Here is a 15028-nt window from a genome sequence, read left to right as displayed (position 1 = left end):
GCTCCTCCAGGATGGTTGGTCGAGGTGGACGCTGAGTCGTCACAACCAAATTATCACGAATGCGAACGTTCGGCGCAAAATCGCTTCCGTGCGGACGATCCCGGTCCATGAGCAAATAGCCGATGCTCACCAATCAAGGCATCTAATGCGACCGCCCACCCTTATGAGGCAGTTTCATCGCGCCCGCCTTGAAAACTGCGCTCCATCCGCCGGGTCGATGCCGTACCAGATGCTCTAGTCAACAAAACCTGAGGCTCAATCAGTTTCAGCCGTTCGAATGTGGCGCCGCTTGGGTATTGGCCTGTTCAGCCTGTGCGTGATCCTTGAAAAAACCACACGCGGCGAGAGCGGCCGGAACCCAAAAAAGCCGCCCGGCATTATTAATTTGATTTAATTTATATTTAATATTATAAAACGCACATTGAGTTTAGCACGTACTTGCGAAGTAAATTGTGAAGTGGCCCATAACACCATCTGAAAAGGCGTAACATTTGCGCCAGCCCATTGAAACCGCTCCGAGGGACGGACAGGAAATCTGGGTCGAGGACGATCAATCGGCTTATGACGTCGCGCATTGGTCGTCTGAGACGAAGGAATGGGTCTGGAAAAACGGAAGACCGATCAGGATCACGCCGACACATTGGTCTCCAATAGCGGAGCCTCAGTATCAGGAAGACGATCAGTCGAACGGCCCGCTCCAGAACGATCGCGTACGTCGATGGTTTATCGCTTCGTTGATCGCCGCAACTCTGGTTGCATCTGCGTTGATCGGCGTGCATTTCCGCACGGAGATGGTCATCTTTGCGGCGAGACACTTTTATCTGCGAGACATTGCCGATCTCGGTATCAAGGTGAATTCGTCGAGCAAGTCGGGCGAGGAAGCTCCGCTGAGCTGGGCGGCGGAAGCTGCAACGGCGGATTTGCAGCAGTCTCTGGACAAAGAACGCGCAAGAACTGCCGCCTTGACGAGTGAACTGGCTCAAATCCGTATCGACCTTGAGACGGCGGTAACATTGTCGAGCAAGTCGCTTGACGAGGCAGCGCGACGCCGCCAAGCGGCGGAAGTCAGGGCGGAGGAACTGCGGCGGTCCCTTCAACAGGAGCAAGCCGGCGCCACGGCACTCGCAGACGAGCTTTTGGGAGCCCGCCGCGAAATCGATGCGCAAGCCATGCAATTGCAGAAAGCCGTCGATGAAGCGGTGCAGCACAGGCAGACGGCCGAGGCCACCGCTTCCGAATTGCGAGAAGCCCTGCGGCAGGAGCAAAAGAAGACGGCCGCCCTCACCCAGGAGATCGACGAAACGCGCCAGGCGGTGACGGCAAGCGCCGAGCAACGCCACGCGCTCGACGAGGCGCAGGCGCGTGCCGCGGCACTCGAGACCAACCTTACCAAGACACGGCGCGAGATCGAAACGCAGGCCGCACAGTGGCAAAAGGCGGTCGATGAAGCTGTACAGCAGAAGCGGGCCGCGGAAGCCATCACTGCCGGGCTGCAGGAATCCGTGCGGCAAGAGCAAAAGAAGACGGCCGCTCTCACCAAGGAGGTCGACGCTGCGCGCCAGGCGATGAAGGCAACAGCCGAACAACAACGCCGCGCGTTCGACGAAGCACAGGTGCGTGCAGCAACACTCTGGAGCCAGCTTGCTGGAGCGCAGCACGATATCGAAACGCAGGCCGTGCAGTCACAAACGGCTATTGATGAAGCCGTGCGGCAGAAGCGGGCGGCCGAGGTCGCCGCTGCCGAATTGCGAGAATCCCTGCAGCAGGAGCAAAGCAAAACTGCCGCTCTCACCCAGGAGGTCGACGCCGCGCGCCAGGCATTGACAGCAGCCACCGAGCAACAACGCGGCGCGCTCGAGGAAACTCAGGCGCGCGCTGCGGCACTCGTGAGCGAGCTCGCTGAAACGCGTCGCGAGATCGAGACACGGGTCGCGCAGTCGCAAGCGGCGGAGAGTGAGGACACGCAACAAAGACAGCCGGCGGAAGCGACTATCGAAGAACTGAGAGAGTCCCTACGGCAGGAGCAAGCGAAGACGGCTGCGCTCACCCAGGAGTTCGACGCTGCGCGCCAGGCGATGACGGCAGCCGCCGAACAGCAACGCCGCGCGCTCGAGGAGACACAGGCGCGTGCCTCAGCACTCGCGGGCGAGCTTGCTGGAGCGCGGCGCGAGATCGAGATGCAGGCCGCGCAAGCGCAAAGAGCGATCGATGAAGCCTTGCAGCAGAAACAGGCGGCAGAGGTTACCATTGCGAAATTGCAAGGCTCCCTGCGGCAGGAGCAAGAGAAGATCGGCGGCCTCATCCAGGAGGTCGGCGCGGCGCGCCAGGCGATGACGGCGAGCGCCGAGCAGCAACGCCGCGCGCTCGACGAGGCGCAGGCGCGTGCCGCAACACTCGCGAGCGAGCTTGATGGAACGCGTCGCGAGATAAAGACTCAATCTGTGCGATCGAAAACGGCGGAGGATGCCGTCGCGCGACAAAGACAAGCGTCGGAGCGCACCATCGCGGAACTGCGGCAATCGCTGCAGCAGGAGCGCAACAAGATCGGAGCAATGGCACGCGATCTTACGCCCGCGCGGCGCCCCGCGGACCAGCGCGAGCCCCTCGGGCGCACGCAAGACAGTCCGATCAACCCGATCGTCCGGGCGACGCAGACTGCAGACGCGGCCGTAGCGAAACAGCCGATGGCCTTCGATGCGCAGGACAAGGCAGAGGCAGCACGATTGATCGCGCGCGCCAGTGCGCTGCTCAGTCAAGGCAATATCGGCGCGGCGCGTATCGTACTCGAGCGCGCCGTCGAGAGCGGCGACGCCCATGCAAGTTTCATGCTCGCACAGACATATGATCCTGTCGTTTTGTCCGCATGGGGCACCTATGGAACGCGTGGCGAGTCGGCGAAAGCACGCGAACTCTACGCGAAGGCGCACAGCGGCGGCATTCGAGAGGCAAAGGAGCGACTCGACGCATTGCGTGAGTGAGGGGATCAGACCCGCACAAGGACAAGTGGAGATAGAGATGAACACGCTGCCGAAACCATGGTTGTTTTTGCTCCTCGCGGCGATGGCGCCTGCTACCTGGATGCTTCAATCGGTTGACGTGTACGCGCAGCCGACCAAGAGCGAAGCGCCAGTCATCAGCCGCGCCTCTGCGCATGACCAAAGAGAAAAGATCAACGCCTGGACTGTCGGCCTCGCCGGCGGTTTGCTGGAAGGCGCGCCCATTCGCCTAGCGGCAGAGATGGCCCGAATCGTCGATGACGGTCCGAATCTACATGTTCTGCCGATCGTCACCCGGGGCGCCACCGAAAATGTGAATTCGCTGCTCTACCTGCGTGGCGTCGACACAGCGATCATCAATTCCGACGCGCTCGAAGAGTACAAAATCCAGATACCGCAGATCCGAAGCCGCATAACCTATCTCCTCAACCTATTCCCGTCGGAGCTGCATATTTTCGTGCGACCTGAAATCACAACCTTGCAAGACCTCGCCGGCAAGAAAGTGAATTTCAACACCCAGGGCACGGCCGCTGCCTATTCAGGACCGCTCATCTTCAGCCGTCTAGGCATCAATGTCGAAAAGACCTTCATTCCGCACCCGATCGCGCTGGAGCAGATGCGCAAAGGCGAGATTGCCGCCGTCCTCTTCATCACCTCGAAGCCGGTTGACGCTTTTGTGCGCAGACGCTGGGACGAAGGCTATAAATTTCTGTCCGTCAATTTCGACAGCAAGTTCGAGGATTACTACTTGCCGGCAACGCTTGAGGCGAGCGAATATCCCAATTTGATCAAGCAGGGCGAACGCATCTCAACGATCGCGGTGCCGACCGCCTTGGTTGCGTTCAACTGGTCGCGGCGATCGAACCGTTACCCGCGTGTCGCCCGTTTCGTGGATCATCTGTTCTCGCGGATCGACCGGCTGCAGGCCCCGGGATTCGATCCGAAATGGAAGTCGATCAATCTCGCCGCAACCGTCCCCGGGCTAGACCGCTTCTCGGCCGCGCAGGAATGGCTGGATCGCGCGGCGCGCAGTGCACAGGCGCGGCCGTGAAGAGAGCCGCGCTCCCGCTCGCTGTGCTGTTAGACGCAGCATACAGCATGACTTTCGCGCAAGGTGCCAGCGAAGCAATGGCGCATCTTCGCGCGTGCTCTAATGTGGAGCTTACCGCGCGGCAGGAATGTTTGGAAACAATGCCGCGCAATATCACACAGGCGGCCGCGGCAGACACTGACAACTGGCTTGTCAGCGAGACCACCTCGCCCGTGGACTATTCACCGGTCGTTGTGGCGACCACGTCGTCTCGCGGCGGCTCTGATAGCGCCACGATGCAGCTCTCGATCCACTGCCGCGGCGGTCGGACCGAACTCGTGATCACGGGACCTGGGGTCTCGCGCAGCGCCGAGGAATACCTGATCTCCTACCGCGTCAATGACGATCTCCCAGTGCAGCTTCCCGCTGCCCGCCCATCATTCGGAGTTGGCGCCGCGCCCAGGGGCGACGTGGTGCGCATGTTACAGTCGCTCCCCGATGAGGGGGAATTCGCTGTGCGCCTTTCCTCGCGAATAGGTGTGGCGTCCGAGGGACATTTCTTGCTTGGCGGCCTGAAGACTGTCCGCGAGAAGCTGGCGACGGCATGCAAATGGCCACATGCCGTTGCCAGGCCACGCAACTAATGGTCATGGGACAGGAAGGAACTCACATGACAAGACTTGGAAAAATGGCTGGAGCCACCGCGGCAATTGCAGCACTGCTCTTGGTCGCACCGCCGTCGGAAGCGCAGGTGAACAAGAAGCAGTCTACGCAGGCGACCAAGCTCACGGCCGTTACCAAAATGACGCCCACTCAGGATGCCACGAAGCCGCACCGCCTTATTCTGCAGGTGAACAGCAACGAGCCGGCGATGATGAATCTGGCGCTTAACAATGCGAGCAACGTAGCTCAGTATTATCATGACCTCGGCGAGAAGGTGAATATCGACATCGTCACGTTCGGTCCCGGCCTGCATATGCTGCGCGACGACACTTCGCCGGTCAAAGCGAGGATCAAGGCGCTCTCGGAAAGCCAGCCTTCGATTTCCTTCGAGGCCTGCAGCAATACCCGCGAAAACATGGGCAGGAACGAGGGCAAGGAGATCCCGCTGATCTCGGAAGCAAAGGTCGTGAAGTCGGGCGTGGTGCGTGTGATGGAACTGCAGGAGCAGGGCTGGACCTACGTCAAGCCGTGACGCGCCCACTGCTGCCATGGGCAAAGAATCTGGTCCAACCAATCGTTGCGCCGGACCAGGCCCAGCGGATGCGGCAATCCTGGCGCCGCGGTCCAGTTGATGCTGCCAAAGCGCCAGCTAGGTTCATAACCTGTGCTACACGGGTCTGGCGGCAGGATTCGGCGGCCTGCCGTGCCCTACGCCGCCGCCGAACCAAAGGATTAAACCGCTCGCGCGGTAGGACGCTGTGGCCGGCGCACAGCCAAGAGGATAGCGCAGCATGGCGTCCTGTCTTGAGATGAGGGGTTCGCAACCTTCACTCAGGACAAGAGTAACTCCGTAACCGACGAGGCAGTAGCTTTACGCCACCTACGCCGAGCAATTCGCCCGACTCGGCGAAAGGAAGTCTAAGCAGCGTCGTTAGCCTGGCGGGTAATTGCCACAACCTCCACTCTGTCTACCTCAATCAGCATAACAAACGTGAAATCATCTGCAGCCGGCGCCAATCCAACAGCACGCTCGAAGGCGGCTACCTCTTTCTCTGTAGCCGGCCGAAGCCCGAACACAGAATCCACTGGGCAAACGGGGACGCCGTCCGAGCTGATCCCATGCAAATCCAAACGGAACTCTGGCACCGCGCACATACCGCGTGCAAACTCGATGTCTTGCGCCTGAAGAGCAAGCGTCGGCGTTCCATTGATATCGAGCGTGAAGATTTTGCGTTCCGGCTGCTCCAATTTTCCTATGCCCTTAGAAACTGTCTATTAAAAAGCGGAGAATTTTGCATCGCGATCACGGATGGTCAATCTTGATCGCCAATTGAATGCAGCGTCAACAGAAATCACCCCAGGGGGATGCAGACGGGCCGCCGAGGCCCCTACCCCGGCAGTATTCAATTCAACGTTCTGCAACTCGAAAATCTTTCAACCCGCCTCTCTTAAGGGCCGGGGTTCAGGATATGTGCAGGCCTCTTTTAACAAGGCATCGGTGGCCCCCTTCAAGACAGCCGCGTCATCGCCCGGCAAGTAACACGCTTCCAGATTGAACATGATAATGGTTAGTCCCAGCGCGCGCGGCCAATCGCCTGCATCCGATAGTTGATGTATAGTTTTTGAAGCGTGCTTCAAAACTTCCCTTCGTTCTGCGCTGGAGGCGCTCGCGTAGCGCCTACGTAGAAACTCGAAACTCGACTTTACAACACCAAAGCACGCCGATTTTGCAGCAGGATCTGCCGCATCAATCCGCGGTTTCAAATCTTCGTATCGCTTGCGGAGAACATTGGCCCGCGCTTCGTGCCAGAGGTTCAGAAATTTCATTCCCCCTCCCGACCGGCTTCCCTGATTAACAACCAAGTAGAAACGCGGAAAATGCGGCGGCCATGCGGCGGGACCCCCGGGATCGCCCCGGGGGAATTGCCCCGGTCTCGCGCGGCAAAAGCTGGCAGGCGCCCGACGATGAAGCTATCGCCGTACACTTGTCTTAGACCACCAATACACGCCGTTCCAACTCGACGAATCGACCTCAAAACATGATTGAGAACGGGCCTCAGTGCTTGGGCAATTCCCAGCCCCGCACACCGGGTCTCCCTTGAAGAGTGGCCAAGGACTCGATGGCCGACTCTTCTTCTAACAGACGACGTTCAATAAACTGGCGCTCAGCGTCCGTTAGCATCGTCTTCAGCAATTGCCGGTAGCGCTGCACGTTATTGCGATGCGTTCGTAATCGAACAAAACTCTCTTCAATCATGGGTCGTTACCCTCAATCGATGCATCATTAAAAGATATGTCAATGTATTTGGCTTAAAAAAGGAACTCGCCCGCTCGAGCTTATCGTCGGCGAGTAAGCTGTCAATAACAAACGGAGTGGTGGTTAAGCGGCGGCGTCCTGGCGATGGTCTAGCATTTGACTTCTGACACTTTACCCGCTGGGCCCACCGTGCCGCCGGCTGCAGGGCGCCTATCCAAGGACCCGCCCGCCCCTCCGCCAAGCCCGCAATTTACGTTACCCGCCTTCATATTGCTTGTATCGTCCAGACTGTTGCGTCCCGGCGTCAGTGCTGACCAAGCGGCTCGCGATATACTCATTGATTGACCGTTTCCGTGATCTAATTGCGAACTGAGCCAATTGAATCCCGCGGCCGGACCGCCTCAGGAGTACGCGCTGACACGATCGGTCGGAAAGGCAGTGTTTGAGTTCGCGCTTGGCGCTGCTCAAGTGCATCCCTTAAAACTGCGGTTACCTTACGGTCTATGAGCTCGAGGCGGTCGGCAGTTGCATTGGTTTGAAGACGAAGCTCCAGCAATTCATCGCCGATGAGCCGCCTAACCGTTACCCCCACAAGCACAGAGAACACGTAGCAGATAAATAGTGCGATTAAAATGCTACTTATGATTGTTCGGTATTCAGGAAATACGTTCCAGACCGCAGCACCCAGAACTGCGGCAGTAGTCCAGCCAACGACTTTGAAGAATGTCTCCATTTCCAATACTCCTACAAAGAAAGTCGAAGCTTCGTACTCAAGCTATTTATACGCTCCTGATTGCGGCGCGGGATTTCAGTTAGACGGAACGGACTTAGGAGAGTTACGACCGTAATGAGTCGATGCCGTGGGCCACGAAAATTCCGAGACCTAGAACCAACAGAAATGCGATTACGGCATCAAACATGGCAATAAGCGAAGGCCGCTTCTTCTGATCAGTCAAAAAGATTCGACTTCATAAAGAGAAGGTTTTGCCTGACTGGTGCATCAAGGCCACAATGAAGCCGCCCAAATTCGGGCTACCGTGGCGCGAAGAGGGACGCTTCCCGCTTTCCGCAATTTTGTTGGTCGCTGCCGGTCGCCATGGTTAGAGAGGCGGCTCAAAAACACACCAAAGTGTTCCGTCAAGTATTCAGGTAAGCTTTCAATGCAAGACGAGTAGTCGGTACAAGCCTGGGCTCTATCTCGGCAAGCTCCACCGGTTCTACGATAAGGAGAGATCCTTCGGTGATGGCCAGCGCATCCACTGGAATATCGCGCACGACGAAAAGATATCCGTGGATCGTTCCTCCCTCGCTGTCGATGTCCGCACCCTCAAAGCTTCCAAGATGCTCAAAGCGATCCGCTGGGACAAAATATCCGATCTCCTCGTGTAGCTCGCGAACCATGCATTCCAAGAAAGTTTCGTCGCCCTCGCGGTGACCACCAAATAGACCAATCTTGCCCGGGTTGGTGATGCCGTCAACATTGTCGCGCAATTGAAACAGGTAACGCCCAAAAGTATCAATGACGATCGCACCGGTAGTTTCGCGGTACCGCAACTGCTTGTCCTTCATTTCGCAATCCCTTGCCACCACCGCTCTTTGATCCCCTCCGATTTGCGCTCTCCCTCATGCGGCACTTCCAGGGGTGATCAAATTATTCTGCTCGATGTCGCCTGCCCCGCCCATGCATCGCAGTTTGTCGTGACCGAAAATCGTGATGGCCTCGCAGCGACCCATGCCTTGCGGGCGGCCCCTTAGCAAACAAGACCCGCTTCGCATAGGCCGATAGCGATTTCCGCGATGATGTGATGACCATCAAGGATGAGCATCAATTGATGCCGCAGCCGTGATCTCGCTTACTCACTTCGCTCTATCAGCTGGACAGACACGCACGCTCCCCCGTTCGACAGTGCATTCATCGAGGCTTTGAGCTTCGATTTAATTTTTCGAGCAGTTGCAGCACCTCTGAGCTCACCTCAATTGTGTCTGCTGTCGGCAATTGCTTCTGGGAGGGACGCGGCGCCTGCTTTTCCATCTGCGCGCGCGATGCGGCTTGCGCCAACGCGAGAGCTGATGCCTTCCTCTCTGCGATGGCTAGGAGTATGAGGCCGATAACCATAGGAAATAAGCCGATGAACTCCCAGTCGTCTATAGCAAAACATAGTACGAAACCGAGGATAAGAAGAGTTGCTCCAGCAATACGCATCCTCACCCCAATAAAATTACTCAAAAAACCCCACATTTTTATTGGCTTTGGCGCGCCTCCACAAGCTTGGGCGGGTATTTGCGATCATTTGAGAACAGCCCGGCCGCCAGAAAGCGACCGCAATCTTTTTCATCGCCACTGCGATTGCATGAATAATCTGCCAGGGAGAGCTTTTGTTTTCTTTGTGCCGCTTCGAATGCGCGTTTGGTGAAAATGTTCCAGTGAAATTGAATCGGACCGCCAAGCTACCGATCTGGAAAAAGGCTGATTTCCGCGCTGACTTCGTGCGGGCCTCTTGACCGCCGTTGCCTGTTCGGCCCTTTGGACCGCTTCTCGCAACTTCAGCAATTCGGTCATCTGAACGGCGAGCGCGTGCGTAATAATAGCTGCCGCCCTCAGTTTTTCTAACGATGGACGCGATTCTACTGTCACGGGCAAACTCCTTAAGGAAGTGTGAGCCTTACCGAATCGCGAATTACGTGTCGATCAGCGCTCACGTTTAACCCTACCGCTGAACGTTAATTCAGCAGTACCGCCTCTCTGCCTGCAATTAAGCCTGTTATTGAAGGGCCATGGACGGGACGGAAGTTTCTTGTAATCAAGCAGCGTTTTCTGCCCAGTCTTCTTAGGTATAAAAATACCTCCAATTGCAACTTGCTCGCGCCGTTCCACCCGCGGGTGGCAAATCGGTACCGCACATTTAAATTGTATGCTTTAGGATTATGATTTAATATGCTCTGAATTAATTGAGTGGGAATTGCGCCATGCCGAACGACATCGAGATCGAGGATCGCCGGAAATTTCTGATTTCTTGCGGGAGATTCGCCGCTGTAACTCCGCCGGCTATGACTTTACTTCTCTCCACCTCACTAACATCAACGGCGATTGCCCGGTCTGGCCATTCTGGCAATCACGGCCGGCCGGAACATTCCTTTTTCGACAATGATCCCGACCCACCCGGCGACAAGAAAGTCTCCGACAACAAGAGCCCGCGTGAGGAACAAGCGAGGCACGGAGACGGCAATCACGCCTCCCTCGGCGGCGGAGGTGGTGGTGGCAGTGGTGGCGGTGGTGGCGGTGGTGGTTCAGGAGCTAATGCCTCGAAAGGCGGAAGTTCGGGCGGCTCTCGCGGCGGTGGCGGCTCAAGCGCGCTCCGTGGTGGCGGTGAAGACGATAAATGGCGGAGAGGCAGCAGGCCCCAATAGGTGGAGGTGTTGGACGTCGTCCTCGTTGCGGGCAACAGCGTTTCCTTCCAGCAGGCTCGCTGAAGCATAGCGCCGACTATGGAAGTCCTGTCGGGGACATGAAAACAAAAGGTCAGACGTAACTAGCAATTGCGCTGCGCCCCCTTGAATCGCTGACACCAGATGCAATTGCGCGCTCAGGAAAACGGTTGCCGCCGCAGCGCCGGCGATGATCACCGCCCAAATGTAACAATCATCGAGATAAGAGACCGCTTGAGCCTTGCACTGGTCGTCGGCGCAAAATCCGTTTCTTCCAGTCCGAGGGTTGGCTCTATTTCGAATGCCAGTGCTGCCGTCCGTTGCCATCACACCAGAATTTGGTGAAACGGCGTGCACACGTTTGGCGGCCTCCTGACTGAAGTGGCTTGTTACGCGTTTAAGCAAGCGCTGGCGAGCCGCGGAACGTCATCAGTATATCGCGGCTACCTCAACTCACGGGTTGTCGAGAAGCGTGCGTTCAGCAGCTTGGTCTGGATCGATCGGAGCGCCTAGAACAACCAGTCAAGAAGCCGCTCAAGCCAGTTGGGCAGATCGGGGCGGTGACGCGGTCTTCCACCTTCCCCACCGCTGCCGGAGCGTGCAATCGCATCGGAATTCAGTGAAGTTGACAGTAACAGGGTCACGGCGGGAGGCGTCACAACGGCAAATCTGCCGCATGCCGCCAGAAACTTCCGCCTGTCAGCATCGAGTTCAAGCTCCGCGTTGAGGACTGGCCCATCAGTATTCTTGTTCATGGCTTGGGCTCCATCTTGATTTGAGCGGACCGCGTCAAGTTCCCGCTCTACTTCTAATTTACTCGATTTAAATTTTCGGCTTAAATAATGTCAACTTCATCGTGAAGATTATTTTGACGCACCCTTGTGGAGCCCGGCGTGATATTCGGCCCAGATCTGACGGAACTCGGGCCTGAAAGCCCGATTCAACTGCGTCCAGCCGCAGACGCGTCGTTCGCGTTGATTGATGATCGACCGGTCCTGTTCAGCGAGAAAAACCAGCAGGTCTATGAGCTAAATCAGATCAGCGCTTTCCTGTGGTGCAAACTTCTTGACCAGAATAAACTCGAAACGATCGCTGATGAACTAAGCGAACTTGGGCTCGGCCGCGAGCAGGCGCGCAATGTTCTGAGTCAAGCCCTGCAACAATGGCTTGATTTGGAACTTGTAGAAGTGGAATGGAGGCTGCCATTTGCCAGCGCGCTCCAGACCCGATTAGCGCAGCGAGCAATCAGCATCAGAGCTTCCAACGAAGCATTGATCAAGTCTCTTGAACCGCTCTTTTGCGACTTGAACCCGGGACGCGATCAAGCGGATATCACAATCGAAGTTGTAGAAGTCGGGGACGAGGTTCTCTTCCGCAACTGCAGAAAGAGCATCACTCGATGTCCCATCACGAGTTTGGCTCCTGCGATCAAGGCCGACCTCACTGAGCGCATCATTCTACAGGATCAGCCTGATTTCGCTCTGCATGCTGCTTCGCTGGTGTTTGGCGATAAAGGGCTGCTCTTATGCGGGCAGCCGGGCACCGGTAAATCGACCCTCGCGCTTCAGTTAGTCAGTGACGAGTACCGATATTGCGGTGATGACGTCGTTATGATTTCTCCAAACGGTCTTGCGCAAGGGCTTCTTTTTGCGCCCACCATTAAGCCGGGCACTTGGGAGGCGATTTCGAAAGCTCGCGACGATTTAAGTCATGCCACTGCCCATGACCGCACAGACGGCATACGCGTCCGGTATCTACCTGTAGCAGATGTGCATAAGGGAAGCTTTCAGGTCGAGTGGATTATCTTTCTCAAGAGAGTTGACGGGACGTCGGCAGAACTGACGCCCCTTGGACAAATCGAATCCATGCAGCGAGTGATCAACGGGTCTTTCGCTGCCAACGGCAAACTATCTCTAGCGGGGTTTGCAGCGCTAAAGAAAATAATCGGTGGGGCCGGATTATTTGAGCTGACCTATGCGGAGGCTGCTGACGCAGGACGTAAGCTGAGAGGTCTTCGTCATGGCTTTTCCTAACAGCACCCTGGTCAAGCTCTGCCAATGTCTCGGAGGCGAAGCGCCCAGCAACCTGGATTGGGTGGCCGTGTTGGAACTAGCCAACAATACGCTAACTACCCCCTCCTTGATCGATCTGGTTGATCGACCTGATCGGTCAGTTCCCGAGGATGTTAAGGCTTTCGTTCGGGAAATCTACCGGCGAAACGCGCTTCGGAACGACCTCTTGAGGGCTCAATTGGAAGAGGCGGTCGCGGCGCTTAATGAACGGGACGTGATACCGGTGCTGCTAAAGGGCTCAGCAATCCTCGCAACATCTGCTCCTGAACGCCGCGCAACCCGAATCATGGCTGATCTCGACATATTGGTCGAGCCCGATCAGATGGAGACGGCCCTGCGCGCGCTCTCCGACCTCGATTATCAGGCCCATTTTCGAACCCCGCCGGAGAGCAGAAAGCAATACACGGACCTAAAGCGACCGCGCGACGTCGGTATGATAGACCTACATCAAGCAGCGCCAGGTCCAGATTATTTCTATCGTTCTTCTGGAAAATTGCTTGAACATTGCATGCCCGTTTCGGTTGGCCACGGGGCCGCTTATCTTCCGACACCGACCTTTCAAGCCTTCATGCTAATCATTCACGACCAATTTCAGGATCATGATTACTGGGTCGGCGAAGTAGATGTGCGACATCTGGTCGAACTGAGAGACTTGGCTAACGCGGCGCAAGGAATAGACTGGAACCGCCTGATGTCATTTGCTCCGGGCCGCCTGGCACGAAACGCCATCGCAAAACAGCTAATCGCCCTGGCAGAATTTTTTGACGTTGACGTCCCTGTTGAACTTCGCAAACGGTTCATTCCACAGCTTCAGTTTAGAAGGCTATTGCTACAGTCCCGTTTCCCTCTTGCACGTTGGCCCCTCCTCGCGGTTGCGATTCTTGACTACGGAAATTACAGGAAGGAGCTTGGAACAGAATATCAGACTGATAGCCGAAGAAACGTAACATTGACCTTGCCACGAGCCGATACGCTGCGGCATTTCTTCGGGCTCGTTGGCAATCACCGCATCGGGAAAGTGTAATGGCGGGACGCTCGACTTGGCCTCGTATTCGAACTGCCTGTACGATCCAAGATAAAGGCAGGCCGGGCCTGACGCGCCGTTTATCGAGAGGTTGAAACGTCATCTGCTCCAACGAAACCGTCAAGTTCCGGCGCCAATGCATCTCGCCAATTCGGCATTACCACACCGAACTCGTTCTTGAGGCGAGACAGGTCGAGGCGCGAATTGCTTGGCCGTTTGGCCTTCGTCGGAAAATCGGCAGTTGCGATTGGAACAACGGTTTCGACTTCGAGTTTAACGCCGCGGTATCTCAGACCTTCGACAATAGCGCTTGCAAATTCGTGCCAGCTAGTTTCCCCAGCACAAACGAGATTGACCACGCCACCTTTCCGCGCGAGCAGATCGTTCAGGTTCGCGAGGTTCGGCAGCACGATGTCGGCAACCGCGTTACCAATCGCGCGAGCCGTCGTTGGCGCTCCGATTTGATCTGCGACGACGCGCAGCTCCTTGCGCTCGCAGGCCAGGCGCGCGATGGTACGGAGGAAATTGGTACCCTTGGCGGCGTATACCCAAGACGTGCGCGCGATCAGATGCGGTCCACCGGCCGCCATGATTGCCATGTCCCCTGCAAGCTTGCTCGCGCCATAGACCGAGATTGGGCCCGTGGGGCTGTCCTCGCGACGCGGCGCATCACCGGAGCCGTCAAAAACGTAGTCTGTTGAGAAGTGAACGAGCGGCACGCGGTGCTTGGCCGCCCATTGCGCGATGACCTCGGGCCCTTTGGCATTAACGAGGAACGCAAGCTCGCGCTGTTCCTCGGCGCGATCAACGGCGGTATAGGCGGCCGGATTTACGATGAGATCGGGTCTGAAATGCTCGAGCCGGTCCGTTAACGTTTCCGGTTTCGACAGATCAAATTCGGAAGACGAAGGCGCTATAATTGTGCCTTGGCCAGTTAACAAGGGGCGCAATGCGCCGCCGACCTGGCCGCTCACTCCCGTCAACAAGATCCGCATCAGGTTTGCCCATACATCGGCAGATTCTTGACGTCTTTCAGTAGCGGGGCATCGGCATCTTTGGCTGAAAGCGAGGGAGCTTCAATACCCCAATTTATACCGATCGCGGGGTCGTTCCAGCGGATGGAGACTTCATCCTTGGGGCTGTAAAGATCGTCACACTTGTAGAAGAAGTCTGCGGTCTCAGATAGGACGACAAAGCCATGTGCGAAGCCACGAGGAACCCACAATTGCCGTCGGTTCTCCTCGCTTAATTCTACGGCAACGTGGCGTCCGAAACGCGGGCTCCCAACCCGCACATCCACCGCCACATCCAGAACCCGGCCGCGCAATGCGGTAACGAGCTTACCTTGGGTGAAGGGGTTTTGCAGGTGTAGCCCACGCAACACTCCATGGCCGGAGCGGGACATGTTGTCCTGCACAAATGGAAGGCTAATGCCGTGCTCTGCATAGCGCGGCAATTGGTAGGTTTCTAGGAAGAAACCGCGTTGGTCGCCAAACAGCCTCGGCTCCAGGATTAGGACTTCGGGAAGCGCTGTCGCAATAACGTTCATCTTGTCCGACC

Annotated in this window: 15 protein-coding genes and 1 pseudogene; 7 read left to right on the top strand and 9 right to left on the bottom strand. The window is 56.8% G+C overall.

Annotation, left to right across the window (positions count from 1 at the left end; genetic code table 11):
• Positions 1–491: 491 nt before the first annotated feature.
• From V1290_RS29500 to V1290_RS29485, 4 genes are all read left to right on the top strand, one after another.
• Positions 492–2978, top strand: coding sequence for a hypothetical protein (locus V1290_RS29500; RefSeq protein WP_334367623.1), 2487 nt, complete (start codon positions 492–494; stop codon positions 2976–2978).
• An 82-nt stretch (positions 2979–3060) separates the two neighbouring features.
• Positions 3061–4047, top strand: coding sequence for a TAXI family TRAP transporter solute-binding subunit (locus V1290_RS29495; protein WP_442895083.1), 987 nt, complete (start codon positions 3061–3063; stop codon positions 4045–4047).
• Positions 4048–4187: 140 nt separating this feature from the next.
• Positions 4188–4670: a hypothetical protein gene (locus V1290_RS29490; protein ID WP_334367622.1), complete on the top strand. Its 483-nt coding sequence runs from the start codon at positions 4188–4190 to the stop codon at positions 4668–4670.
• Positions 4671–4696: 26 nt separating this feature from the next.
• Complete coding sequence (locus tag V1290_RS29485; RefSeq protein WP_334367621.1) at positions 4697–5221, top strand: DsrE family protein; 525 nt, start codon at positions 4697–4699, stop codon at positions 5219–5221.
• A gap of 386 nt (positions 5222–5607) precedes the next feature.
• Here the strand turns inward: V1290_RS29485 and V1290_RS29480 are convergent, their stop codons facing one another.
• From V1290_RS29480 to V1290_RS29455, 6 genes are all read right to left on the bottom strand, one after another.
• On the bottom strand, positions 5608–5937 hold the full coding sequence (locus V1290_RS29480; protein WP_334367620.1) for a hypothetical protein: 330 nt from the start codon (positions 5935–5937) through the stop codon (positions 5608–5610).
• A gap of 186 nt (positions 5938–6123) precedes the next feature.
• Positions 6124–6516, bottom strand: a complete 393-nt coding sequence (locus tag V1290_RS29475) for a hypothetical protein (RefSeq protein ID WP_334367619.1) — start codon at positions 6514–6516, stop codon at positions 6124–6126.
• A gap of 229 nt (positions 6517–6745) precedes the next feature.
• Positions 6746–6946: a hypothetical protein gene (locus tag V1290_RS29470; protein ID WP_334367618.1), complete on the bottom strand. Its 201-nt coding sequence runs from the start codon at positions 6944–6946 to the stop codon at positions 6746–6748.
• 358 nt (positions 6947–7304) lie between these two features.
• Positions 7305–7679 (bottom strand): hypothetical protein, encoded by a 375-nt coding sequence (locus V1290_RS29465; protein ID WP_334367617.1) that lies wholly within the window; start codon positions 7677–7679, stop codon positions 7305–7307.
• A gap of 404 nt (positions 7680–8083) precedes the next feature.
• Complete coding sequence (locus V1290_RS29460) at positions 8084–8515, bottom strand: NUDIX domain-containing protein (protein WP_334367616.1); 432 nt, start codon at positions 8513–8515, stop codon at positions 8084–8086.
• Positions 8516–8858: 343 nt separating this feature from the next.
• A complete protein-coding gene (locus tag V1290_RS29455; RefSeq protein ID WP_065749371.1) occupies positions 8859–9149 on the bottom strand; it encodes a hypothetical protein in 291 nt (96 codons plus the stop codon).
• A 764-nt stretch (positions 9150–9913) separates the two neighbouring features.
• Between V1290_RS29455 and V1290_RS36645 the strand changes: the two are divergent.
• Positions 9914–10234: pseudogene (locus tag V1290_RS36645) on the top strand (hypothetical protein); the annotation flags it as partial.
• 647 nt (positions 10235–10881) lie between these two features.
• Here the strand turns inward: V1290_RS36645 and V1290_RS29450 are convergent.
• On the bottom strand, positions 10882–11127 hold the full coding sequence (locus V1290_RS29450; protein ID WP_334367615.1) for a hypothetical protein: 246 nt from the start codon (positions 11125–11127) through the stop codon (positions 10882–10884).
• A gap of 138 nt (positions 11128–11265) precedes the next feature.
• Between V1290_RS29450 and V1290_RS29445 the strand changes: the two genes are divergently transcribed.
• Positions 11266–12405, top strand: a complete 1140-nt coding sequence (locus V1290_RS29445) for a PqqD family peptide modification chaperone (protein ID WP_334367614.1) — start codon at positions 11266–11268, stop codon at positions 12403–12405.
• Positions 12392–13468 carry a nucleotidyltransferase family protein gene (locus V1290_RS29440; RefSeq protein ID WP_334367613.1) on the top strand — a complete coding sequence of 359 codons (1077 nt, stop codon included), beginning with the start codon at positions 12392–12394 and terminating at the stop codon, positions 13466–13468. Before V1290_RS29445 ends, V1290_RS29440 begins: the two co-directional genes overlap by 14 nt.
• Before the next feature lie 80 nt (positions 13469–13548).
• On the opposite strand, the gene rfbD is transcribed toward V1290_RS29440, so the two are convergent.
• Positions 13549–14463 carry a dTDP-4-dehydrorhamnose reductase gene (gene rfbD / locus V1290_RS29435; protein WP_334367612.1) on the bottom strand — a complete coding sequence of 305 codons (915 nt, stop codon included), beginning with the start codon at positions 14461–14463 and terminating at the stop codon, positions 13549–13551.
• The gene (gene rfbC / locus V1290_RS29430; protein WP_334367611.1) at positions 14463–15017 is read right to left on the bottom strand and encodes a dTDP-4-dehydrorhamnose 3,5-epimerase; all 555 of its coding nucleotides are present in this window, start codon (positions 15015–15017) and stop codon (positions 14463–14465) included. Before rfbC ends, rfbD begins: the two co-directional genes overlap by 1 nt.
• Between the last annotated feature and the right edge of the window lie 11 nt (positions 15018–15028).

The sequence above is a fragment of the Bradyrhizobium sp. AZCC 1578 genome (assembly GCF_036924675.1).
In the GTDB taxonomy this organism is placed as follows: Bacteria; Pseudomonadota; Alphaproteobacteria; order Rhizobiales; family Xanthobacteraceae; genus Bradyrhizobium.
This window is presented reverse-complemented; position numbering and strand designations above follow the sequence as displayed.